Origin of the sequence: Knoellia altitudinis (assembly GCF_042666355.1) — a bacterium.
Taxonomy (GTDB): domain Bacteria; phylum Actinomycetota; class Actinomycetes; order Actinomycetales; family Dermatophilaceae; genus Knoellia; species Knoellia altitudinis.
The window spans coordinates 1,462,641-1,484,226 of record NZ_JBHTDK010000001.1 but is presented as its reverse complement, the minus strand read 5'-3'; the positions used below and the strand labels follow the sequence as shown (position 1 = coordinate 1,484,226).

Sequence of the window (21,586 nt, the reverse complement as noted above, 5' to 3'; positions counted from 1 at the left end):
TTGCAACCGGGACGATCCACGATTTCCACGTCATGCACGGCGCGTCTGGTCACGCGTCGGCGCGAAAGCCCCTGAGCCGCAGGCTGTTGGTCACGACGAACACCGACGAGAGGGCCATCGCTGCCCCGGCGAGCATCGGGTTGAGCAGTCCGGCGGCAGCGAGCGGGATGGCCGCGACGTTGTAGCCGAACGCCCAGAACAGGTTGCCCTTGATCGTCGACAGGGTGCGGCGCGCGAGCCGGATCGCATCGGGCGCCACGCGCAGGTCGCCGCGCACCAGGGTGAGGTCGCTCGCCTCGATGGCGACGTCGGTGCCGGTGCCCATGGACATGCCGAGGTCGGCCGCGGCGAGGGCGGCGGCGTCGTTGACCCCGTCGCCGACCATGGCGACGACCTTGCCCTCGGCCTGGAACCGCTGGACGACCGCGGCCTTGTCGGCCGGCATGACGTCGGCGATGACGTGCTCGGGAGCGATGCCGACCTCGGCGGCGACGGTGCGAGCGGCCTCGCCGTTGTCGCCGGTGAGGAGGTAGGGCGTGAGACCCAGGTCGCGCAGTCGCGAGATCGCCTGTGCCGACGTGGTCTTCACCGCATCAGAGACGATGAGTATGCCGCGTGCCTGCCCGTCCCAGCCGATCACCACGGGCGTCGTGCCGTTCCGGCGGGCCTCCGCGAGGGCGGCCTCGATCTCCGGCCCGACGACGATCGACCAGTCGGTCAGGAGCTGCGGTCGGCCGATGACGGCCGCCTGGCCGTCCACCACCCCCTGGACGCCGAGCCCGTCGATGCTGGTGAAGCTCTCGACGCCGACGCGGGCGATGCCCCGGTCCTCACCGCCGGAGACGATGGCTCGGGCGATGGGGTGCTCGGAGCCGTGCTCGAGCGACGCGGCCACGCGCAGGACCTCGTCGCGGTCCTCGCCGGGTGCGGCGACGACCTCGCGCAGGGTCATCTGCCCGGTCGTCACCGTGCCCGTCTTGTCGAGAACGACCGTGTCGACCTGACGGGTCGACTCCAGCACCTCCGGGCCCTTGATGAGGATGCCCAGCTGGGCGCCGCGCCCCGTGCCGACCATGAGGGCGGTGGGCGTCGCGAGGCCGAGCGCGCAGGGGCAGGCGATGATGAGCACGGAGATCGCCGCGGTGAAGGCAGCCGTCCAACCGGACCCCGTGCCGAGCCAGAAGCCCATCGTGCCGATGGCGAGGGCGATGACGATCGGGACGAAGATCCCGGAGATGCGGTCGGCGAGGCGCTGCACCTGGGCCTTGCCGTTCTGGGCGTCCTCGACGAGCCGGGCCATCTGGGCGAGCTGGGTGTCGCCACCCACGCGGGTGGCGCGGACGAGGAGCCGCCCACCGGAGTTCACCGTGGCGCCGACGACGACGTCGCCGACCCCGACCTCGACCGGCACGGACTCACCCGTGAGCATCGACGCGTCCACGGCCGACGAACCCTCGACGACGACCCCGTCGGTCGCGACCTTCTCGCCGGGTCGCACGACGAACTCGTCACCCACTGCAAGGTCCCCCACAGGGATGCGAACCTCACTGCCGTCACGCAGGACGGCGACGTCCTTGGCGCCCATCTCGAGCAGGGCTCGAAGGGCAGCGCCCGACTGGCGCTTGGCCCGGGCCTCGGCATAGCGCCCGGCCAGCAGGAAGGTCGTCACCCCGGCCGCGGCCTCGAGATAGATGTTGCCGGCGCCGTCGGACCGCTCGATGGTGAACCGGAACGGGTGGGTCATGCCGGGGGTGCCCGCTGTCCCGAGGAACAGCGCATAGAGCGACCACCCGAAGGCGGCGAGGGTCCCGACCGAGATGAGGGTGTCCATCGTCGTCGCGCCGTGGCGCAGGTTGACCCAGGCGGCGCGGTGGAACGGCCAGGCGCCCCAGACGACGACCGGCGCGGCGAGGGCCAGGGAGGCCCACTGCCAGTAGGTGAACTGGAACGCCGGCACCATCGCCATGGCGACGACCGGCACCGTGAGCACCAGTGAGATGAGCAGCCGGTCGCGCAGGGCCCGCGTGGGATCGACGCGGTCGACGCCGGACGCGTCGCCGTTGACCTCGCCGGGAGCGGCAGGTGCGTCGGGCGCGGGAGGCAGGGTCGCGGCATACCCGGCCTGTCCGACGGTCTCGAGCAGCTGCTCAGGTGAGACGGTCTGGGGGAAGGCGACCCTGGCCTTCTCGGTGGAGTAGTTGACGGTCGCGACCACGCCGTCGAGCTTGTTGAGCTTGCGCTCGATCCGGTTGGCGCACGAGGCGCACGTCATGCCCGTGATGTCGAGCTCGATGCTCTCAGTGGGAGTGGCCACTCTGACCTCCTGCGCTGACGATGAAGGCAGCGGTGCGGACGACCCCGCCGTGCTGGAAGTCGAGGAAGAGGCGGTACGTCCCGGAGCTGGGCACGGCGGCGCCAAAGGTGATGTCGGGGCCGGGCTCCGTCGTGCCGTCGCCGGGGTGCCCCTCCGGGTGGACGTGCAGGTAGGCGAGGTCGCCGGTGCGCAGGGCGACGAGGTGACCATAGGCACCGAGGTAGGGGTCGAGGTCGGTGACCGGTCGGCCCGCGCTGCTCACCGAGAGGGTGAGCTCGGAGTCGGCCCCCGGCGTGAGCCCGCCTGCGAGAGTGACGGTGTAGCCGTCGACGGTGGCGGTGCGGACGTCCTTGGTCTGGGCGGCCACCGGCGCGTAGGCACCAGCGACGGACAGGTCGGCGCCGAGCGTCATCGGCTCGCCACCCCTGGGTGCGATGTCGGCGAAGACCCGCCACGTGCCCGGCGTCAGCGCGAGCGTCGTGCTCCAGGTGCCGTCGGCGGCCCGGGTCGGGTGGACGTGCTGGAAGCCGGAGAAGTCGCGGCGCACGGCGATGAGGTGCAGTTCCTTCTCGTGCTGCGGGGTGTATGCCGTGACCGGCTTGCCGTCCGGACCCTCCACGACGAAGTCGACGGGCGTCCGCGGACCGGCGGCGAGGTCGGAGTGGTGCAGGCGCAGGGTGTGGCCGTCCTGCGAGACCTGCAACCCGCCGGGCAGGTGGGCAGTGTGCTCGCCTTCGGCCGCGCCCTCCTCCTCGGTCGAGCCAGAGGGCGAGGCCTCGGGGCCGGCGCTGTGGCCGTGGCCCGCAGTGGCGCCGGGCACAGCGCTCGCGGGGGTCGTTTCGACCGGCCCGAAGAGGCGTCCGGCGCCGAGGGTGATGCCGAAGACCGCGACCAGCGCAGAGAGGAAGGCGATGACCCGCACCGGGGTGCTCAGGTCGCTCGTCATGCGAGGGCGTAGCCGGCTTCCTCGACGGCGACACGCACGGCGTCGTCCTCGAGCGGCGTGCTGCTCGTGATGGTGACGGATCCGGTGGCGAGGTCGACGGCGACGTCCTCGACGCCGGCGAGCTCGCTGACCTCCTCGGTGACGGAGGCGACGCAGTGGCCGCAGGTCATGCCGGTGACGGTGAAGGTCTGGGTGCTGCTGGAACTCATGGTGGCTCTCTTTCAACTTGCCGTGTGTGCCTGACGCCACGCGCTGGCGTGGGCTCAGGCACACAAGGCCGGGGGTTCAGGTCAGGACTTGACGAGGCGGGCGATGGCCTCGCTGGCCTCCTTGAGCTTGGCGTCGGCCTCGGGCCCGCCCTTGCGGGCGGCATCGGCGACGCAGTGGCTCATGTGCTCGTCGAGGAGTCCGAGGGCGACGGACTGCAGCGCCTTCGTCATCGCGGAGACCTGCGTGAGGATGTCGATGCAGTACTTCTCCTCCTCGACCATCCGCTGCAGACCGCGGGCCTGACCCTCGATGCGACGCAGCCGCTTGAGGTAGTCGTCCTTGTTGCCGCTCTCGATGTAGGCGTGCTGGTGGCTCTCGTGCTCCGTCATGCCTCGATACTATACCCCCCTTGGGTATCTGTCGAACCACGGTAGGGCAGGCCTGGGGCGGCGTCGCCGGTTGTGAAGCTCGACCCTCCCGGGCCGCCCAGGCCCTCAGGATCTCGCTGGCCTGACGCCTCAGTGGCGGCCGTCGCGGGTGCGACTGCGCAGGCGACCACCCGGCAGCTCCGGGGCGGGCAGCCAGCTGAGCCGGCCGGCATACCCGTCGACGTCGCCGAAGCGCTCAGAGCGCGACTGCCACTCATCCCGGAAGGCGACGATCTCGTCGTGGTCGCGCCCGATGAAGTTCCACCACATGACGATCGCCTCGTCGTAGGGCGTCCCACCGAGCAGCACCGCGCGGGTGGGCTCGTGGGCCACGACGGTCAGCTCGCTCCGCCCGGCGTCGACGACGCCGAGGTCGCCCCGTTCGAGTGCCTGGCCGTCGAACGTCACCCTCCCGGTGTCGATGAGCAGACCGTGCTCGTATGCCGGGTCCGCACCGAGCGTCCACGTCGCACCTTCGGCGAGCGTCACCTCGACCCCGAGCAGCGGGGTCCGGGTCGTGATCGGGGAGGTGTGTCCGGCGAGGGACCCGATGAAGACCCGGCCCTGGACCCCCTCGCCCAGCGGGACCACCGGAGCAGCGTGGTGCTGGAACTCACGGCCGAGGTCGCGGTCGGCCTCGGGCAGGACGACCCAGAGCTGGACGCCGTGCAGGGCCGTCGTCGAGGGCGTCGACACCTCGGAGTGCGCGATGCCGTGACCGCTCGTCATGAGGTTGACCTCCCCCGGCCGGACCATGGCGTGGACCCCGCCGGTGTCGCGGTGCTCGACCTCGCCCTCGAAGAGCCAGCTCACGGTCTGCAGCCCCGTGTGCGGGTGTGGCGGGACGTCCATGCCTCCGGTCGCCGCCACGTCGTCGGGCCCGTAGTGGTCGACGAAACACCAGGCCCCGACGAAGGAACGCTCGAGGTGGGGCAGCGTGCGCCTCACGGTCATGGACCGAGGGCCACCCAACGGGACCTCGCGTGGGCTGAGAACCTGGACATGCGTCATGATGACAAGCATGGCTGATGACGTCGTCGTGACGAACAACCCGGACGCAAAGCGCTACGAGGCCCACCTCGACGGGACCCTTGCGGGCTTCGCCGAGTACCAGCTCACCGACGAGCTCATCGTCTTCACGCACACCGAGGTGGACCCAGCGTTCGAGGGCAAGGGTGTGGGGTCAGCGCTCGCCCGCTACGCCCTCGACGAGGTGCGTGATGCCGGGACCCGCAAGGTGCTGCCGCTCTGCCCGTTCATCAAGGGCTGGATCCAGCGCCACCGCGACTACGTGCCGATCGTCTACGGCACCCGCCCGAGCACCGCCACCGACTGACGCGCCACCGTCGAGAGGGCCAGCAAAGGACGGCTCAGCCGGAGGGCGGTGGACCGTCGCCGCCGAGAGGCTTCTGGAACCACGCCACGTCGCGCCACTGCGCGTGCTTCCAGCCGATCCGCCGATAGGTGCCGACCGGCTCGAACCCCAGGGCCAGGTGCAGGGCCTCGCTCGCCTCGTTGGGCAGCGTCACGCCTCCGCACGCCATCCTCATCCCGAGCGACTCCATCCGAGCCAGCAGGGCGGCATACAGGGTCCGGCCCAGGCCGGCGCCGCGTGCCGTGACGTCGAGGTAGACGCTGACCTCGCACGAGTACCGGTATGCCGCACGAGCCTTGAACGGCCCACCGTAGGCGTACCCGAGGAGGGCGCCGTCCTGCTCGGCCACGAGCCAGGCGTGCCTATCCTGGGCTGCGGCGATGCGCGAGGCCATCTCCACGGCGTCCGGCGCGACCTCCTCGAACGTCGCCGTCGTGTGCTCGACGTAGTGCGCATAGATCGCCGCGCAGCCCCCGGCGTCGAGGGCCGTCGCGTCGCGCACGGTCAGCTCGGCTGTCATGGCCGACATCCTCGCCTGCCATCGTTTCGGGCACGTTGCCTGCGGTCACATCGGCGCTTGACGATGCATACACGCCCTTGACCAAGCCATGGGGCAATGGGAACGGGCCTCTGACCACCCTCAGGGCCACGCCTTCATAGCGTCGAGAGGGTCGGCGGAAACACCGCTCGGCGAACCACGACAGGAGATCCACGCATGTCTCGCAGACGTCTCACCGTCCTGGCCGGCACCCTCTCGGCCGCTGCTGCAGCAACCGCCCTCTGTGTCGCCCCCGCCGCGACCGCCGCGAGCTCCGCGAGCCCGGGACCGAGCACCGGTCCGCTCGCCGTCGACTCCGGCAGCTCCGTCGAGGAGATGTCGGCCCAGTGGCTCGCCGAGGAGAAGGGCCTGACCCTGGCGACCGCGCGGGAGCGCATCGCCGCCCAGGACAAGCAGAGCCAGAAGGCTGCCGCCCTCGAGAAGTCGCTCGGCGCCAAGGCCGTGGGCACGTGGCTCGACCAGGTCACCGGAGTGCTCCACGTCAACGTCACCGACGCAGCAGCTGCGTCGAAGGTGCGGGCGGCCGGTGCCACCGCCAAGGTCGTCGCCGCGGACAAGAGCGAGCTCGCCGCCTCCGAGAAGGCTGCCACGGCACGTGCCGGCAAGGACGTCATCTCGACCCACGTCGACCCGGTGAGCAACAAGGTCGTTCTCACGGTGCCGGCAGAGCGCGTCGCCGCGACCCGCGCCAAGATCGCCGACCCGTCGGTGACCGTCGAGGGCACGCAGGCGAAGGTCACCACCCAGGCCAACGTCTACGGCGGGCAGCAGATCGAGTTCAGCGGCTACGTCTGCTCGCTCGGCTTCAACGCCACCAAGTCCGGCGCGCCGGTCTTCATCACCGCCGGCCACTGCGCCGAGGGCAACCAGACCTTCACCCGCAACGGCACGACGCTCGGCACGACCCGCGGCTGGTCCTTCCCGGGCAACGACTACGCCTACTCCAGCCTCACCTCGAGCTGGACCGGCATCGGCGCGGTGGACATGTACAACGGCAGTGCCCGCGCCGTGACGGGATCGAGCAGCGCCACGGTCGGCGCCGCGGTCTGCAAGTCGGGCCGCACCACCGCCTGGACCTGCGGCTCGGTCCAGGCCAAGAACGTCACCGTGAACTACAACAACGGTGACGGCACCTACTCCACCGTCTCCGGCCTCACGAAGTCCAACACCTGCACCGAGGGTGGCGACTCGGGCGGCTCCTGGCTGGCCGGCAACCTCGCGCAGGGCGTGACGAGCGGCGGCGCCGGCTACGGCGTCAACGGGGTCTGCGGCCAGAAGGTCGGCCAGCCCAACGTGGCCTACTTCCAGCCGATCGGCGAGATCCTCTCGGCCTACGGCCTGGTCCTCAAGACGGCCTGACCTCGCACGAACCAACGACGCGCGTATGCCGTGTGCTCCCCTTGGGGGACCACACGGCATACGCGCGCCTGCTGCCCCATCACCCCCAACTTTCCCGCCCGGAGTGGGTTCTTCTCACCTCGCCTGACCGCCCCCATCAGGCGAGGTGAGCGCTTCCGAAGCGAAGTCGAGATCAGCGGGCGCGGCTGACCCGCGCCTCGTCCCACACCGGCTCGGGCGTCTCGACGACCCGGCCGTCGCTGCCGAAGACGAGGAAGCGGTCGAAGCCGCGGGCGAACCAGCGGTCGTGGGTCACCGCGAGCACCGTGCCCTCGAAGGCCGTGAGCGCCTGCTCGAGCGCCTCGGCCGAGTGCAGGTCGAGGTTGTCGGTGGGCTCGTCGAGGAGGAGCAGGGTCGCCCCGCTCAGCTCGAGCAGGAGGATCTGGAAGCGCGCCTGCTGCCCGCCCGAGAGGGAGTCGAAGGTCTGCTCGCCCTGGTGTGCCAGCTCGTAGCGGTCGAGGACTCGCGACGCCTCCTCGCGACCACGTCCGGTGCGGTGCTCGTCGCCCCGGTGCAGGATGTCGAGCAGGGTGCGTCCGCGCAGCTGGGGCGAGTCATGGGTCTGGGCGAACCAGCCGGGTCGGACCCGAGACCCCAGCCGCGCAGTTCCGTGGTGTCGCACCGTCTCCACGACGACGTCGCTGACCGGCTGGTGCTCCACGTCGGGGTCGCTTCCCCCGGCCGCGAGCAGCCTGAGGAAGTGTGACTTGCCGGACCCGTTCGAGCCGAGCACGGCCACGCGCTCGCCGAACCAGACCTCGAGGTCGAACGGCTGCATCAGGCTGTCGGCCGTGGGATCGACCTCCTGCGGGTTGCCCGGAGCGAGGAGCTCGACGCCGGTGCAGACGACGGCCCGCTTGGCCGTGCGCCCACCCCTGAGCCGCATCGTGACGTTCTGGGCGATGGCGACCTTCTCGGGTGGGCCGGCCTTGACGAACTTCGCGAGCCTGGTCTCGGCGGCGTGGAGCCGTGACGCGAGACCGTCGTTGAAGGCCGCCTTGGTGCGATACATGAGGACGAGCGCCTTGAGCTTGGCGTGCTCCTCGTCCCAACGTCGGCGCATCTCGTCGAGGCGGTCGTTGCGGTCGATCCGGGCCTGCTGCCACGTCTCGAAGGAGCCCGGGTGGGTCCACGACGTGGCCCCGTTGGCGCCGGGCTCGAGGGTGACGACCGCGGTGGCGACGCGGGACAGCAGCTCACGGTCGTGGCTGATGAAGAGCACCGTCTTGTCCGAGGCGATGCGCCGGTCCTCGAGCCAGCGCTTGGCCGGCACGTCGAGGTAGTTGTCCGGCTCGTCGAGGAGCAGGAGGTCGGCGGGACCGCTCAGCAGTGCCTCGAGCACCACGCGCTTCTGTTCGCCTCCCGACAGGGAGGTGACGGCGCGCCACTGGGCCCGCTCGAAGGGCATACCCAGGGCCTTGGTCGTGACGGTGTCCCAGACGGTCGTCTCGAAGTCGTATCCGCCCGCGTCGCCCCAGTCGGCCAGCGCCTGCGCGTAGGCCATCTGTGACGGCTCGTCGTCGACCTCCATGATCCGCAGCTCGGCGGCATCCACGGCCAGGGCGGTCTGGCGGATGCGTTCTGGCGCAACGGAGATGAGCAGGTCGCGCACCGTCGACTCGTCGCGGACCTTGCCGACGAACTGGTTCATCACGGCCAGCGTCCCGGACAGCGTGATCGCGCCCTCGTGGGCCGTGAGGTCGCCCGAGATGATCCGGGTCAGGGTCGTCTTGCCCGTGCCGTTGGGCCCGATGAGGGCGACCCGCTGACCCTCGCCGACGCGGAACTGGACGCCGTCGAGCAGGGGGCGTCCGTCGGGGAGCGTGAAGCCGACCTGGTTGACCTCGAGATGTGCCACGAGAGTCGAGTGTGAAGCCTGTATGCCGTCCGGCCAAGTGAGTTTGCCCGCGGGCTAGGTTGGTGGCCATGGCCACGCAGTCCCAGCACCCTCTCGACCTCTTCGACATCGACGGGCTGATCGGCGCTGACGACCGCGACATGCGCGACACCGTGCGGTCCTTCCTCGCCGCCGAGGTTCGCCCGCACGTGCCCGGCTGGTTCGAGGCCGCGTCGGTGCCGGTGCGTGAGCTGGCTCCCCGTCTGGGCGAGCTGGGCCTGCTCGGCATGCACCTCGAGGGGTACGGCTGCGCTGGGACGAGCGCCACGGCATACGGGCTGGCCTGTGCCGAGCTCGAGGCGGTCGACTCGGGAGTGCGGTCGCTGGTCTCGGTCCAGGGTTCGCTCGCGATGTTTGCCATCTGGCGGTTCGGCAGCGAGGAACAGAAGCAGGAGTGGCTGCCGCGGATGGCGGCGGGCGAGGTGATCGGGTGCTTCGGGCTGACCGAGCCGGACTTCGGCTCCAACCCGGCAGGCATGCGGACGCGTGCGCGGCGTGATGGCGAGGACTGGGTGCTCGACGGGTCGAAGACGTGGATCACCAACGGGTCCGTGGCCGACGTCGCCATCGTGTGGGCGCGCACGGACTCCAGTGATGGCGAGACGGTGCGGGGCTTCGTCGTGCCGACGTCGACCGCTGGATTCTCGGCGCCGGAGATCACGGGCAAGCTCTCGCTGCGTGCCTCGGTGACGTCCGAGCTCGTGCTCGACGGTGTGCGGCTGCCGTCGTCGGCGATGCTGCCGGAGGCCCGAGGGCTGTCCGGGCCGCTGTCGTGCCTGTCGGAGGCTCGCTTCGGCATCATCTTCGGTGCGCTCGGAGCGGCACGGGATGCGCTCGAGACCACGATCGCCTACACGTTGGACCGCGACATGTTCGACAAGAAGCTCGCGGGCTACCAGATCACCCAGACCAAGCTGGCCGACATGACGTTGGAGCTGGGCAAAGGCATGCTGCTCGCCCTGCACCTCGGCGCGCTCAAGGATGCCGGGACGCTGCGCCCCGAGCAGGTGTCCCTCGGCAAGCTGAACTCGTGCCGGGAGGCGATCGCCATCGCACGTGAGTGTCGAACCCTGTTGGGCGCCAACGGGATCAGCGGTGAGTACTCACCCATGCGTCACGCCAACAACCTCGAGTCGGTCCTCACCTACGAGGGCACGTCCGAGGTCCACCAGCTCGTCATCGGGCAGGCCCTCACCGGGCTGCCCGCATTCCGTTGATTCGCCCCGCTAGCGCTCTCTAGGTTGAGGCATAGACGAGGCTAGCGGTACACATCGACCCCAGGAGACACCATGAGTGAGGACTCGTTCGCGGCGGACTACGAAGCGGCGCGTGCGCGCTTCGGCGCGGGGGAGTATGCCGCCGCCGCGCCGCTCTTCGCAGCGCTCGTCGACCGCAGCGTGCTGGAGCCACCACTGCACGGCACCACCGAGCTGCGGCTCTATCTGGCGCGCTCCTACTACCACTCCGCCCAGCTCGCCCGCGCCGAGGAGATCCTGCGCGCGATGCTCGTGGACAACCCCGACGACCACTACGCGCTGCTGGTGCTCGGGCGGACGCTGCAGCGCCAGAGCCGTCACGAGGAGGCCAGGCCGCACCTGGCGATGGCCAAGCTGCTCGGCGGCTACGACATCGACGGTCCGGAGTTCCCCGACTCCTGACGAGCGCTCGAGGCGACCACCTCTTGCCGAACGACCCACCCAGAGGTGGTCGCCCCGCCAAGAAGTGGTCGCCTCGAGACCCGTGCCGTCCCCGTCACCTCAGCGGCGTGACGTCAGCCTCATAGGTGAGCAGCTGCGTGCCGGCGATCTCCTCGCCGTCATCGGGCGCGGCGAACAACGTGACGTGCGAGCCCGACGCGTCGAGGTCGACCGGGTTGCGCGTGACGACGTGCCCGGCAGTGGACCACAGCTGCACCGGCACCTCGTGCTCCAGCTGTCCCGTCCTCAACGACACCAGCGCGAGCCCACCGAGCTCATAGGGCGTCACCGCACCGGGCTGAGGCGGCAGCCCGGTCACGCCCGAGCAGATCGCGTGACCCACAGCCGCGTACTCGCAGTCCTGGTAGTCGAGCATGTGGTCCGGGTTGAGCCAGCGGTCGAGCTCGCGGCCCTTCGTCGTCCACTCGAAGAAGCGGCGTGAGCCCCAGGTGTTGCCGACCAGCTTGTTCGTCGACTGGTCGTGGACGATGCCGCCGATGTGGTCGTCCTCCTCGAACTCCTTGGTCACGGCCAGGGTGTCCCGGTCGATGCTGTAGATGATGGCGTGGCTGTTGGGCCGGTACTCGGCGACGGGCACCCAGACCTTCTCGTCATCGACGTCGATGCCACCGGGGTGATAGGCATCGCCTTCTCCGAGCACGATGTCCTTGAGCAGCGTGCCCTGACGGTCGAGGACGAAGAGGTGGCCGACGCCCTTGCCCGCTGAGCGGTCATATCCGTCGACCGGGCTGGGGTAGCGCACCGTCGGCTCGAGGATCTCGACCGACGAGAGGTAGATCCGGTCCTGTGTGACCTCGAGTCCCTGCGGATGATGCGTCTCGAAGCCCAGGTCGAGGGTCGCCGTCTTCTTCCAGGCCGTGCTGCGGGTGACGTTCTTGAGGGCTCCGATGACGTCCTCGTCTCGTGACGTCGTGCGAGTCACTGTGCGTATGCCGTCCTTCCCGGCCTTGTCGGCCTTGTCGGCTCCCGCCTTCGCGGCACCGTCACGCGTCGTCTGGGTCGGGGCAGACCGGTCGGCGGCCTGCGTCGTCATGACGCTGGCTGCGGGTGCGGCGACGAGCAGGGCGGCCGAGACGAGCCCGCCAACGAGCTGGGTCCTGCGCATGTCAGATCCTTCGGGAAGGGGTGGGTGAGGAGATCACACGCGACGGCGTGGTCACGCATGCCATGCCTAGCCGCCCAGCACCACCGACGGGTGAACGCCCCACGAACGATGGCGGGCGCGCTCGTGCAACCAACCTTGTACAAACCCTTGACAACCCGCAGATCGGGGAGTGTTCTGGTCTGCACGAGCCCCCGACCCCTCGGGGCCATGCAGATCACAGGAGAACTCATGATCAAGGTCGTCACCGCTGCCGCCGCCCTGGCGCTCGCCGCCACCGTCGCCGCGGCTCCAGCAGCAAGCGCCAAGCCCGACACCGGGTGCCAGCGCGCAGGTCTGGACACCCTCAAGGAGCTGGGCCTGCTCTCCACCGTCGCCCGCGACGGTCTCCCGATCAGTCTGGCCGTCGGCGCAGGAGTCGTCCCCCGCGCGGGGACGGACGTCGCCTCCCTGCCTGACCCCCTGCCCCTGAGCGTCGTCCTCGCTGACCACCGGGCGGGCGACAGCAGCCTCTTCGTCTACCCCTGGTGCTGACGCTTCGACACCCCTGAGACCTCCCTGAGAACCACCGCACCCGCACTCCTCGGCCCTCGGAGTGCGGGTGCGGTGTGTGTCGGCGCGGTGGCGCGGTGGGGTGACGCACCGACGCGCTGCTGCTCAGCTGGTGAGGCGGGCTGTCAGCTGGTGAGTCGTTGACCGCGCACGAGACCGTCCCGCAGCAGAGCGACACCAGCGGCGAGGTCGTGCCCGAGGTGCAGCGCGCCGGTGACGGAGTCCTGGTGACGGCCGCCGACAGCCACGACGATGCCGGGGGCATTCCGGGTCAGGCGGTCGACGACGGCCTGGGCGGAGACGATGTCGGCCATCCGCGGCACCGACAGCACGGCACCACCGGCGTGGCGGCCGCTGACGGCGAGCTCCCAGTCCTCGGCCGGCAGGTCGGCCCCCACGTAGGCCGTGGTGAGGCCGGCCTGGCGGGCCGCCACGCTGAACGCGAGCAGGCCGAGCTCGTGCCGCGCCCCGGACGGCAGGCCAAGCACGACGACCGGGCCGGTGGTGGCTCGCGGAGCCGCTTCGTACAGCCCGGCAAGCCGTCGTTGGATGGCATGGCTCACGAGGTGCTCGCCCGCGGCACTGAGGCGTCCGTCCGCCCACGCGGAACCGATTGCCGCCAGGACCGGCATGAGCCAGCTGCCGGCGGCCTCGGTGAAGTCGGCCGACCCGAGCCGCTGGGCCAGGATGGCGCTCACGCGCGGAGTGTCGAGGTCGCGGGCAGCGTCGAGGAGCTCGTCGAGTCCCGGTGGGGACTCGAGCTCGGCGCCCTGCGGGCCTCCCACGGGCGCACTGACGCCGCCCCCGGCCAGCCGGGACAGCGTCTCGGCCGCCGCCTCCTTGGCGGTCCAGCCGTCGTGGACGAGCGAGGCCATGATGGCCAGCGCCCGGACGTCGGCATCGGAGTAGAGGCGGTACTGACCCTCTGACCGACTCGGCGACACGACCCCGTAGCGGCGCTCCCACGCCCGCAACGTCGACAGACCGATGCCGGTCAGCTCCGCGGCCCGCTTGATCGTGTACATGGTCTGTCCACCCTAGGCCCGACACGGGCGTCCCGCTGGGCGGCTCCCCGAACCTGCCCTGTTCGGTGTCGTCCCCGGAGCCCGCACCGCCGGAAGCAGAGCACCGCGGTCAGCCCGCAGTGCGTCCGGACTCGAGCGTGAGGAGGTACTCCTTGGCAGCCGGCCCGCCGGCATACCCGCCGACGTTGCGGACGCCGCCCTCCACGGAACCGCTCGCGGGAAGCACGCGGTGGCACGGCACGAAGACGCACAGCGGGTTGGCGCCCAGGGCCGAGCCCACGGCACGCGACGCACGAGGTCGGTCGATCGCCGCTGCCAGGGCGCCATAGGTCGTCGACGAGCCGTAGCCCACCCGCGACGCCAGTGCCGACAGCACGGCGCGCTGGAACCCGCTCGCGAGAGCGAGGTCGACCGGCACGGAGAAGGCAGTCGCCCGCCCGTCGAGGTATGCCGCCAGCTCCCGGCGCGCCAGATCGAGTGGCTTCTCGTGGCGCAGGACCCGAGGCGACACGACGTCGGACAGCCGCTGCAGCCACAGCGACTCGTCGGCCTCGGACGCGACATACGCCGAGGTGACCAGTCGCCCGTCCGAACGCACCGCCAAGAGGAGGCGACCCACGGGGGTGTCCTCCACGGCATACGAGATGTCGGTCTCGGGGAGCACGGGAGGGTGCAGGTCCGGGGCGAAGGAATCAAAGGCAGTGCTCATCGAAGCTCCTCAAGGTCGAGGCGGAGGGTGGCCAGCGCGTCGGAGACGAGTCGGCGGCTCATCGCAGGGGTCGTTCCCAACGCGGCTGCGACGGCACGGTGGTCGAGGTCGGCGACGTACTTGAGCACGACCGCCTCGCGCTGCCGGGTGGGCAACCCACCGACGCGTGCCCACAACCCGTCGTCCGGTGCGGACGGGCCGGCGACGACCGGCGCCGCAGCGAGCACGGGTGGGTCCTCGTGCGCCACCGTCCGCCGACCCGCCCGGTGCGCGTCCATGGCGCACCGGTGGGTGATCGTCAGCAGCCAGCCGCGCAGGTTGCGCGTCGACGTGACCCGCGGATAGGCCGCGAGCGCCTGGGTCCACGCCTGCTGCGCGACGTCGTCGCCGAGGTTGGGTCCGGCCAGGGCGTGCGCGAGTCGGCCGACGTCGCGCCAGTGCGCGTCGACGAGGCTTTGGAACGGTGGCAGGCTCACGATCCTTCAACGGTATGCCGTGCCGTTCTGTGAGTCGCTGCTGTCACCGGTCGTGGGGCGCTGCCACGATGGACGCGTGGCCGTTCCGTACCTGGGGGAGAAGCGCGAGACCGACGGACGGCCCCGGGTGGTGGCCCACCGGGGGGCGAGCGCCCTGCAGCCCGAGCACACGCTGGCGGCCTACACGACCGCGTTCGACCTGGGCGTCGACGGCATCGAGTGCGACGTCCGGCTCACCGCCGACCACCACCTCGTGTGCGTCCACGACCGACGCGCCGACCGGACGAGCAACGGCAAGGGCGTCATCTCCACGCTCGAGCTCGCCCGGCTCGAGGAACTGGACTGGGCCAGCTGGAAGGCGCTCGACGACGGGACCGATCCCGAGGAGGCGGACAGCGACCCCGGCCGTGGCCGGATCCTCACCCTCCGTCGGCTCCTCGACTCACTCACGAGCCAGCGCCAGGAACTGCTCACGCTCATCGAGACCAAGCACCCCACCCGCTACGGCGGACTGGTGGAGCGGCAGCTCGTCACGGCGCTGCGTGACTTCGGGCTGACCAGCGGCGACCTGCCGCAGATGCCGCACGCCCGGGTCATGTCGTTCTCGCTGCTCGCCCTGGTGCGGATGCGTGGTCTCGCCCCGCGGGTCCCTCTCGTCTATCTCGTCGAGCAGTCGACGCCCCGGCTCTCGTGGGACGGGTCGCTGCCCGCGGGCGTCGACATCGTCGGCCTCGACATGCGCATCGTCCGGCGGACGCCTGCCCTCGTGCGCGCCCACCAGCGTCGGGGTCACGAGGTCTATGTCTGGACCGTCAACGACCCCGAGGACGTCGAGCGGTGCGCCGACCTGGGGGTCGACGTCATCATCAGCGATCGGCCTCGAGACGTGATGGCTCTGCTCGATTAGAGTGCCGAGCGTGACTTCACGGGACACCGACTCCGACTCCGACGAGACCTCGACGGGTGGCGACGTGACGCAGCCGCCCGCCGACGGGGTGGCGCTCGACGAGTTCGGGGGCGCCATCGGGCAGGGCCAGGTCCGCACCATCCGCGCGCCGTGGGGCCCGTCGACCGTCACGCGGGTCCGCAAGGCCGTGGTCGCCGACCTGCGCGCCCGCGACCTCGACGAGGACACCATCGACGAGTCCGAGATCGTCGTCTCCGAGCTCATGACCAACGCCATCCGACACGCCCGACCGCTCGCCGACGGATGCCTGCGCGTGCGCTGGAAGGTTCGCGGTGGGGTCGTCGAGGTCGAGGTCACCGATGGTGGTGGCGACACCGTCCCGGTCGCCGCACCTGCCGCGGTGTGGGTGTCGAGCGGGCGCGGTCTGCGCATCATTCGCTCGCTCGCCCACGAATGGGGTGTGGGCGAGGACAAGGGTGGCCAGACCGTCTGGGCCGCCATGGGCGGGCCGAGCCGGCGCCGCGCCACCTGAGCGCCCGGCTACTCTTCACACCCATGGGCAAGGCTTCGCGACGACGCAGGACCACCGACGACTCGGGCGCACCCGCGAAGCGGCAACGCTCCTCCGCCGTCCCCTATGTGAACCGTCCCTTCGAGGGGCTCCCACAGGAGACCGAGTGGGTGGCGATCCGCGAGATCCTCCCGGCCGCGACGGCGGCCGTGACCTTCGCCGACGGCAAGGCGCCCGAGGGCGCCGAGCAGGCGACCATCGCGACCGTCCTGCCGATGGCCTGGCCAGCCCTGCACCGCGCCGACGGCACCGTCATGGTCGGGACCCAGGCGGGCTCCTCGACCGGTGACCCCAGCCGCGACCTCGCCGCCCAGCTCATCGCCGGCGCCGCGGCCGAACCCGGCAGCGCCGTCCAGCACGTGCCCGCCGCGACCGCGGACACCCCGCGGCTCCAGGACGTCCTCGACCTCACGGCGCCGTTCGAGGTCGTCGTCCACGACGGCTTCGACTTCTGGGTCGACGGCCAGGAGCTCGACGAGGCCGGCCGCGCCTCGCTCGACAGCGCCAACGAGTCGGTCGTGCCGACCGTGCGCATGTCCGCGCTGACGTCGGCCTACTGGGTCCGCATCGGTGACCGCACCTACATCCGCCACGTGCTCGCCGAAGACGAGGACGTCGCCACAGACGCCCTCTCGCGGCTCCACGCCGCCGCGGAGTCAGGCCTGGGCGAGGGCACCCGCCTGCTCGGTGCGTTCCGGGCCTGCGGCCTGCTCGTCCCCGTCTTCGAGGTGCCTGCCGACACCGAACCCGCCGAGCACGAGGACGCCCTCAAGGCCTTCGGCGACCGGTATGCCGCCGCGCTCGCTTCCACGGATCCCCTCACCGCCGAGGAGCGTCGCGCGCGCTCCGGTCTCCTCAGCCGCCAGGTCACCCTGCGCTGATGGTTCACACCCTCGGCCTCGCGATCCACCCCCGACGGGAACCTCTCACTTCGCAGCACAGCCTCGACCAGGCGAACCGAGAGCAAGCCACTTCCGGCGGTCAAGGTGGGGCGAGCTGATGCGGACGGTCGCAGCGATCATCCCGTGCAAGGACGAGGCCGACCGCATCGCCGCGACCGTCGAGGCCGTCCTCCGGCTGGACGGGGTCGACCGGGTCGTCGTCGTCGATGACGGCAGCAGCGACACCACCGCTGCCGCTGCCCACGGCGCCGGTGCCGATGTCATCCGCCATGCCCGCAACGCCGGCAAGGCGGCGGCACTCGAGACGGGGGTGCGCCACCTCCGCGAGCTCGAGTCCGTCGGCGGCAGCGGAGCCCTGGACGCAGGCGACGCCCACTCGCCGCGCCACCTGCTCTTCGTCGACGGCGACCTCGAGGGGTCGGCGAGCAACCTGCACGTCCTGCTCCCGCCGGTGCTCCAGGGCCGCGCCGACATGACCATCGCGACTCTGCCGCCCCAGTCGACACGCGGTGGTGGCCGCGGCTTCGTCGTCCGTCTCGCCCGCGACGGCATCGAGCGCCTCACCGGGTGGACGGCCACGCAGCCGCTCTCCGGGATGCGCTGCCTCACGGCCGAGGCCTTCGACGCCGCGAGCCCGCTCGCGCCCGGGTGGGGTGTCGAGGTCGGTCTCACCGTCGACGTCCTCGGCGCCGGACTGCTCATCGAGGAGGTCCCCTGCGAGCTGCAGCACCGCGTCTCGGGCAAGGACTGGCGCGGTCAGCTGCATCGGGCGAAGCAGTACCGCGACGTCTGGCGGGCCCTCACCCGGCGCCGGGTGCGCAAGGCCCTCACCGAGCGTGCTCCCGGTGTCGCACACCGCTTCTGACGCGGGCGTGCCCACCACCGAGCGGGTGCGGCGCAGCCTGCTCCTTGCCTCCTTCACGCTGCTCCTCGTCGTCGGGCTGACCCTCCCGCACGCAGCAGCGCCCGACCTCGGAGCCCGTGGCTGGGCGCCCGGCACCCTGCTCCCGGTCACACTGAGCCCGGCGCTGGTCACGGCGACCCTGTGGACGGCATACACGCTCGGCGCAGCCGCCCTGGTGCTGGCCGTCACCGGTCACGGCGTCCGCGGGCGCGGCCTGCCCCGCCTCGTCGTGGGCGGTTTGGCAGTCGTCGCCGCCCTCACGACGCCGTTCGGCTCGGGCGACCACGTGAGCTATGCGGCATACGGTCGCATCCTCGCCCTCGGCGACAACCCCTGGCTGCGGTCGCCCAACACCTGGCGCGGCGGGACCGACCCGGTCGTCAGCCGGGTCGAGGCGCCCTGGACCGAGGAACCGAGTGTCTACGGGCCGTTCGCGTCGATCGTCCACGCGCTCACCTCGCTCGGCGGCGGGGACAACCTGCGCCAGACCGTGTGGCTGTGGCAGCTAGTCGTCATCGCGGCGTGGCTGACGGTGCGCTGGTGCCTGCGCCGGATGCTCCCCGGCCACGAAGGTCGGGTGGACGTCGTGTGGACGGCCAACCCGCTCGTCTTCTCCGTCGGTGTCCTCGGCGCGCACGTCGACCTGCTGGCCACGGCGCTGGTGGTGCTCGCGATCTGGGCGGCACACCGGTGGGCCGGCCTGCGAGGTGCTGCCCTCGCCGGCACCTTCGCGGCGCTCGCGCTGTCGTCGAAGTTCACGTATGCCGTGGTGCTGCTCGCGCTCCTCCTCGCCTTCCGGCAGCGGTGGTTCGCCCGCGCCGGCGTGCTGCTGGGGTCGGCCCTGGTCGTGGGCGGAGCCCTGCACGTGTGGGCCGGTCCGCACGTCTACGACCAGATCGGGCGGTCGTCGCGGGCGGTGGCGCTCGCGTCCCCGTGGCGCCTGCTCCTCGAGGCCACGGGTGGCGGCCCGACGGTGCGCTGGGTGATCTCGGTCCTTGCAGCCGTCGCGGCGATCGGGTTCGCCCTCTGCCTCGTGCGCCTCGTCCGACCGCACCGTGAGACCACCGTGGCGGCACGGGCGCTCGCCTGGGTCGTCGTCCTGACGGGGGCCTATGCACTGGCGGCGCCCTACTCGCTGCCCTGGTACGACGTCATCGTCTGGGCCGGACTGCCCGCTGTGTCCGTGGCGACGGCGGCCGTGGTCCACCTCGTCCTGCTCGCCCGGCTGTGGGTGATGACCATGGCCTACACGCCGGGACGCGTCCTCGGCATGACGCCCGCGGTCGAGGACGTGACGATGACCGTGCGGACGAACGTGGCGCCGGTCCTCCTGCTGGCCGTGTGGGTGTGGGTGCTCAGGAGCGGCGTGCGCGCCGGGTCCCGGCCACGGCCCGCAGGTCGTCCGCGAGGCTCCTGACGACGACGCTGACGATGAGGGGCACGGCGACGGTGGCACCCACGGCCGGGATCGCGGTGCCGGAGTCGTTGATGAGGAAACCGATCGTCAGGGTGATGACGAGGCCGATGAGCCCGGCGCGCAGGGTGGGTGCGGTCTCGGTGGACCTGCCGAGCCCGCGCGAACCCCAGGACGTGGGTCGGGCCAGGACATAGATGACGAAGAGGAGCGCGGCCGGCACGAGCAGCGTCAGGGGCGCGTTGCCGAGCAGGATGCTCCAGTTCTGCTCCGCCTTGCGGATGACGATGTCCTGGGCGTTGCCGTCGAGAATCGCCTGGATGAAGCGGCCGAGGTGGCTGCGGTCATCGGGCGAACGCAGCCAGTCGAGGAAGGCGATGCCGAAGAACAGCGCGGCCGACCCCAGGCCGATGAGGACGACCCGCTGCCAGGTCATCCGGAGGCCGAGGATCGACAGGATGAGATAGGTGATGCCGGGGATGAAGGCCGGTGGCCCGCCTCCGTCGGCGCCCCAGAACGGCGCGCCGTCGACGATGACGACGCACACGGCGATGATGAGGACCGCCAGGGCGGCCACCCGCGGCCGCCGGTGGCTCACGAGATAGCTCGACACCGCGGTGGCGAGCAGGATCGCGGACGTGGCGAAGAGCGCGAACGTCACGTTGCCCATGCCATAGAAGCGACCGGCGACGACCGGCTGCAGCCCCATGAGCGAGGACTGCTGGAGCCGCGACCCGGTGAGGATGTCGCCGGCGAGCACCGCCACCGTGACGGCCGAGACGAAGGCGAGCGGCCCGAGAGCCGAGCGTCCCCACGGACCGCGCAGTGCGGCATACGCGATGATCGCGACGAACAGTCCCACCGCACCGACGATCGACACCATCGGGACGGGGAAGCGCCACCAGGGCAGCAGGTTGGCGAGGAAGGTCGAGGCCGGCACGGACGCCGCGGCCACCGCGACCACGCGCACGATGCCGAGCACCCGGCGGCGGGTGTCGGGACCGCCGATCTTGCCCTTCCACACGAGGAGGACGAGCAGGTAGATGACGAGCTGTCCGTAGGCGAAGGTGTTGAAGAACGGTGGGACGAGGCTGTGCACCTCGTGGCTCGCGAGGTCGTAGTCGACGAGCTTCTGGAGCCGGTCGCGGGCGCGCTGCTCGGAGTTGTCGGGGGCCGGGTCGCTCGTCATCGTCGTGCCGCCGAGTCCGACCGGGACGGTGACGTCGGTGATCGACATGAGGGTGACGGGCAGGTCCTGCGCCTGGACGAGGCCGGGCTGGCGGGTCGACGGGGCGTTGAGCTGGCCCGGGCCGTAGTGAGGGCCGCGGGCGACCGCCAGCCGAAGGCGCTCGGTCGTGCCGGCGTCGGAGAGGCTGGCGACGATGAAGTCGGCGCCACCGGGCGCCGCCTCGATGACGGCGCCGATGCGCTGGTCGACCGCCGCGACCTGCTCGGCGCGCGTCCCGGAGACGGGCTGCTCGCCGGCGGCGATGTCGTCCGGGTCGCGCACGCTGCCCACGTCGACGATCGTCAGCGGGCACGTGTTCATGTCGACGAGGAGGTTGTCCTCGTCATAGGGCGAGTAACGGTCGGCCGTGCCCTCGGGCAGTGCGGCGGCGATGGCCGCACCCGGACCCACCGGCTTGATGCAGACCTCTGACTTCGCGGCGGCTTCGCCCAGCAGACCCAGCCTGCTGTCGAACTTGCGACCCTCGGTCGCCTGGGTCAAGGATGCCCAGCCCGGGATGACCCCGCCGGTCGGCTCGCCGATGGGGCTGCACGGCAGCTGCTTCGCCGGGCCCTCGCCCGTTCGTGGCGCGGCGGCGCGGTTGCCGGCCGACAGCCCGAGCCAGCCGTCGATCGGGCAGGTGTTCGTCTCGACCGAACGGATGGACATCGCCGCGCTGGAGCCGTCGCGCAGGAGCATCCACAGGTTGGGGGTGGCCCTCTCGGAGACGTCGGTCCACGTGATGCCGCCCGTGCCGATGAGGACCGTGGCCCCGAACGGGTCATCGGTCGCTGCCTCGGCCCGGGCCGAGGCGGGGGTCGCCAGAACGCTCAGGCCGAGCACTGTCGCGAGGACGGCGAGCAGGGCAGCGAGCGATCGACGGGACACCCGAGGGATCCTACGGGGAGGGGTTTGGCGGTGATGTGAGCAGCAGGTGAGGGGCGGGTGGAG

The 21,586-nt window shown here is 71.2% G+C and carries 22 protein-coding genes; 10 read left to right on the top strand and 12 right to left on the bottom strand.

Annotation, left to right across the window (positions count from 1 at the left end; translation table 11 throughout):
* Positions 1–49 precede the first annotated feature (49 nt).
* The 5 genes from ACFQW8_RS07020 to ACFQW8_RS07000 form a co-directional block, all read right to left on the bottom strand.
* Positions 50–2,272, bottom strand: coding sequence for a heavy metal translocating P-type ATPase (locus ACFQW8_RS07020; RefSeq protein WP_380088616.1), 2,223 nt, complete (start codon positions 2,270–2,272; stop codon positions 50–52).
* A gap of 25 nt (positions 2,273–2,297) precedes the next feature.
* Positions 2,298–3,260, bottom strand: a complete 963-nt coding sequence (locus ACFQW8_RS07015; protein WP_380086263.1) for a hypothetical protein — start codon at positions 3,258–3,260, stop codon at positions 2,298–2,300.
* Positions 3,257–3,469 carry a heavy-metal-associated domain-containing protein gene (locus ACFQW8_RS07010; protein WP_380086262.1) on the bottom strand — a complete coding sequence of 71 codons (213 nt, stop codon included), beginning with the start codon at positions 3,467–3,469 and terminating at the stop codon, positions 3,257–3,259. The genes ACFQW8_RS07015 and ACFQW8_RS07010 overlap by 4 nt, the downstream gene beginning before the upstream one ends.
* 81 nt (positions 3,470–3,550) lie before the next feature.
* The gene (locus ACFQW8_RS07005) at positions 3,551–3,859 is read right to left on the bottom strand and encodes a metal-sensitive transcriptional regulator (RefSeq protein ID WP_380086261.1); all 309 of its coding nucleotides are present in this window, start codon (positions 3,857–3,859) and stop codon (positions 3,551–3,553) included.
* Between the two features lie 129 nt (positions 3,860–3,988).
* Positions 3,989–4,909, bottom strand: coding sequence for a pirin family protein (locus ACFQW8_RS07000; RefSeq protein WP_380086259.1), 921 nt, complete (start codon positions 4,907–4,909; stop codon positions 3,989–3,991).
* 10 nt (positions 4,910–4,919) lie between these two features.
* Here ACFQW8_RS07000 and ACFQW8_RS06995 point away from each other — a divergent pair, with 10 nt between their 5' ends.
* Positions 4,920–5,234 carry a GNAT family N-acetyltransferase gene (locus ACFQW8_RS06995; protein WP_380086258.1) on the top strand — a complete coding sequence of 105 codons (315 nt, stop codon included), beginning with the start codon at positions 4,920–4,922 and terminating at the stop codon, positions 5,232–5,234.
* Between the two features lie 34 nt (positions 5,235–5,268).
* Here ACFQW8_RS06995 and ACFQW8_RS06990 read toward each other — a convergent pair whose 3' ends face one another.
* Positions 5,269–5,793, bottom strand: a complete 525-nt coding sequence (locus ACFQW8_RS06990; RefSeq protein ID WP_380086257.1) for a GNAT family N-acetyltransferase — start codon at positions 5,791–5,793, stop codon at positions 5,269–5,271.
* 195 nt (positions 5,794–5,988) lie between these two features.
* Here ACFQW8_RS06990 and ACFQW8_RS06985 point away from each other — a divergent pair, with 195 nt between their 5' ends.
* A complete protein-coding gene (locus ACFQW8_RS06985; protein ID WP_380086256.1) occupies positions 5,989–7,191 on the top strand; it encodes a S1 family peptidase in 1,203 nt (400 codons plus the stop codon).
* Between the two features lie 172 nt (positions 7,192–7,363).
* Here the strand turns inward: ACFQW8_RS06985 and ACFQW8_RS06980 are convergent, their stop codons facing one another.
* On the bottom strand, positions 7,364–9,088 hold the full coding sequence (locus ACFQW8_RS06980; protein ID WP_380086255.1) for an ABC-F family ATP-binding cassette domain-containing protein: 1,725 nt from the start codon (positions 9,086–9,088) through the stop codon (positions 7,364–7,366).
* Positions 9,089–9,156: 68 nt separating this feature from the next.
* Here ACFQW8_RS06980 and ACFQW8_RS06975 point away from each other — a divergent pair, with 68 nt between their 5' ends.
* A complete protein-coding gene (locus ACFQW8_RS06975; RefSeq protein ID WP_380086254.1) occupies positions 9,157–10,344 on the top strand; it encodes an acyl-CoA dehydrogenase family protein in 1,188 nt (395 codons plus the stop codon).
* Between the two features lie 72 nt (positions 10,345–10,416).
* Positions 10,417–10,785: a tetratricopeptide repeat protein gene (locus tag ACFQW8_RS06970; protein WP_380086253.1), complete on the top strand. Its 369-nt coding sequence runs from the start codon at positions 10,417–10,419 to the stop codon at positions 10,783–10,785.
* Positions 10,786–10,879: 94 nt separating this feature from the next.
* Here ACFQW8_RS06970 and ACFQW8_RS06965 read toward each other — a convergent pair whose 3' ends face one another.
* A complete protein-coding gene (locus ACFQW8_RS06965) occupies positions 10,880–11,950 on the bottom strand; it encodes a DUF6454 family protein (protein ID WP_380086252.1) in 1,071 nt (356 codons plus the stop codon).
* Between the two features lie 228 nt (positions 11,951–12,178).
* Here ACFQW8_RS06965 and ACFQW8_RS06960 point away from each other — a divergent pair, with 228 nt between their 5' ends.
* Positions 12,179–12,481 (top strand): hypothetical protein, encoded by a 303-nt coding sequence (locus ACFQW8_RS06960; RefSeq protein ID WP_380086251.1) that lies wholly within the window; start codon positions 12,179–12,181, stop codon positions 12,479–12,481.
* Positions 12,482–12,624: 143 nt separating this feature from the next.
* Here the strand turns inward: ACFQW8_RS06960 and ACFQW8_RS06955 are convergent, their stop codons facing one another.
* From ACFQW8_RS06955 to ACFQW8_RS06945, 3 genes are all read right to left on the bottom strand, one after another.
* Positions 12,625–13,524 (bottom strand): MerR family transcriptional regulator, encoded by a 900-nt coding sequence (locus ACFQW8_RS06955; protein WP_380086250.1) that lies wholly within the window; start codon positions 13,522–13,524, stop codon positions 12,625–12,627.
* Positions 13,525–13,633: 109 nt separating this feature from the next.
* Complete coding sequence (locus ACFQW8_RS06950) at positions 13,634–14,233, bottom strand: methylated-DNA--[protein]-cysteine S-methyltransferase (RefSeq protein ID WP_380086249.1); 600 nt, start codon at positions 14,231–14,233, stop codon at positions 13,634–13,636.
* On the bottom strand, positions 14,230–14,709 hold the full coding sequence (locus ACFQW8_RS06945; RefSeq protein WP_380086248.1) for an RNA polymerase sigma factor: 480 nt from the start codon (positions 14,707–14,709) through the stop codon (positions 14,230–14,232). Before ACFQW8_RS06945 ends, ACFQW8_RS06950 begins: the two co-directional genes overlap by 4 nt.
* Positions 14,710–14,785: 76 nt before the next feature.
* Here ACFQW8_RS06945 and ACFQW8_RS06940 point away from each other — a divergent pair, with 76 nt between their 5' ends.
* The 5 genes from ACFQW8_RS06940 to ACFQW8_RS06920 all read left to right on the top strand — a co-directional run bounded on the left by ACFQW8_RS06940 (position 14,786) and on the right by ACFQW8_RS06920 (position 19,410).
* Complete coding sequence (locus ACFQW8_RS06940) at positions 14,786–15,616, top strand: glycerophosphodiester phosphodiesterase (RefSeq protein ID WP_380086247.1); 831 nt, start codon at positions 14,786–14,788, stop codon at positions 15,614–15,616.
* Between the two features lie 10 nt (positions 15,617–15,626).
* Positions 15,627–16,148: an ATP-binding protein gene (locus tag ACFQW8_RS06935; protein WP_380086246.1), complete on the top strand. Its 522-nt coding sequence runs from the start codon at positions 15,627–15,629 to the stop codon at positions 16,146–16,148.
* Positions 16,149–16,171: 23 nt separating this feature from the next.
* Positions 16,172–17,068 (top strand): DUF5926 family protein, encoded by an 897-nt coding sequence (locus ACFQW8_RS06930; RefSeq protein WP_380086245.1) that lies wholly within the window; start codon positions 16,172–16,174, stop codon positions 17,066–17,068.
* 118 nt (positions 17,069–17,186) lie between these two features.
* Positions 17,187–17,954 (top strand): glycosyltransferase, encoded by a 768-nt coding sequence (locus tag ACFQW8_RS06925; protein WP_380086244.1) that lies wholly within the window; start codon positions 17,187–17,189, stop codon positions 17,952–17,954.
* Positions 17,955–17,961: 7 nt separating this feature from the next.
* On the top strand, positions 17,962–19,410 hold the full coding sequence (locus tag ACFQW8_RS06920; RefSeq protein WP_380086242.1) for a hypothetical protein: 1,449 nt from the start codon (positions 17,962–17,964) through the stop codon (positions 19,408–19,410).
* Here ACFQW8_RS06920 and ACFQW8_RS06915 read toward each other — a convergent pair.
* Entirely contained in the window at positions 19,349–21,523 is a 2,175-nt protein-coding gene (locus ACFQW8_RS06915; protein ID WP_380086241.1) for a hypothetical protein, read from the bottom strand. The two genes, ACFQW8_RS06920 and ACFQW8_RS06915, sit on opposite strands and share 62 nt — an antisense overlap.
* Positions 21,524–21,586 lie beyond the last annotated feature (63 nt).

Bases quoted from the DNA above. Each gene is read 5' to 3' on its own strand.
- ACFQW8_RS07020 (WP_380088616.1), bottom strand. From the start codon at position 2,272: ATGACGTGCGCCTCGTGCGCCAACCGGATCGAGCGCAAGCTCAACAAG.
- ACFQW8_RS07015 (WP_380086263.1), bottom strand. From the start codon at position 3,260: ATGACGAGCGACCTGAGCACCCCGGTGCGGGTCATCGCCTTCCTCTCT.
- ACFQW8_RS07010 (WP_380086262.1), bottom strand. From the start codon at position 3,469: ATGAGTTCCAGCAGCACCCAGACCTTCACCGTCACCGGCATGACCTGC.
- ACFQW8_RS07005 (WP_380086261.1), bottom strand. From the start codon at position 3,859: ATGACGGAGCACGAGAGCCACCAGCACGCCTACATCGAGAGCGGCAAC.
- ACFQW8_RS07000 (WP_380086259.1), bottom strand. From the start codon at position 4,909: ATGACGCATGTCCAGGTTCTCAGCCCACGCGAGGTCCCGTTGGGTGGC.
- ACFQW8_RS06995 (WP_380086258.1), top strand. From the start codon at position 4,920: ATGGCTGATGACGTCGTCGTGACGAACAACCCGGACGCAAAGCGCTAC.
- ACFQW8_RS06990 (WP_380086257.1), bottom strand. From the start codon at position 5,793: ATGACAGCCGAGCTGACCGTGCGCGACGCGACGGCCCTCGACGCCGGG.
- ACFQW8_RS06985 (WP_380086256.1), top strand. From the start codon at position 5,989: ATGTCTCGCAGACGTCTCACCGTCCTGGCCGGCACCCTCTCGGCCGCT.
- ACFQW8_RS06975 (WP_380086254.1), top strand. From the start codon at position 9,157: ATGGCCACGCAGTCCCAGCACCCTCTCGACCTCTTCGACATCGACGGG.
- ACFQW8_RS06970 (WP_380086253.1), top strand. From the start codon at position 10,417: ATGAGTGAGGACTCGTTCGCGGCGGACTACGAAGCGGCGCGTGCGCGC.
- ACFQW8_RS06965 (WP_380086252.1), bottom strand. From the start codon at position 11,950: ATGCGCAGGACCCAGCTCGTTGGCGGGCTCGTCTCGGCCGCCCTGCTC.
- ACFQW8_RS06960 (WP_380086251.1), top strand. From the start codon at position 12,179: ATGATCAAGGTCGTCACCGCTGCCGCCGCCCTGGCGCTCGCCGCCACC.
- ACFQW8_RS06955 (WP_380086250.1), bottom strand. From the start codon at position 13,524: ATGTACACGATCAAGCGGGCCGCGGAGCTGACCGGCATCGGTCTGTCG.
- ACFQW8_RS06950 (WP_380086249.1), bottom strand. From the start codon at position 14,233: ATGAGCACTGCCTTTGATTCCTTCGCCCCGGACCTGCACCCTCCCGTG.
- ACFQW8_RS06930 (WP_380086245.1), top strand. From the start codon at position 16,172: ATGGGCAAGGCTTCGCGACGACGCAGGACCACCGACGACTCGGGCGCA.
- ACFQW8_RS06925 (WP_380086244.1), top strand. From the start codon at position 17,187: ATGCGGACGGTCGCAGCGATCATCCCGTGCAAGGACGAGGCCGACCGC.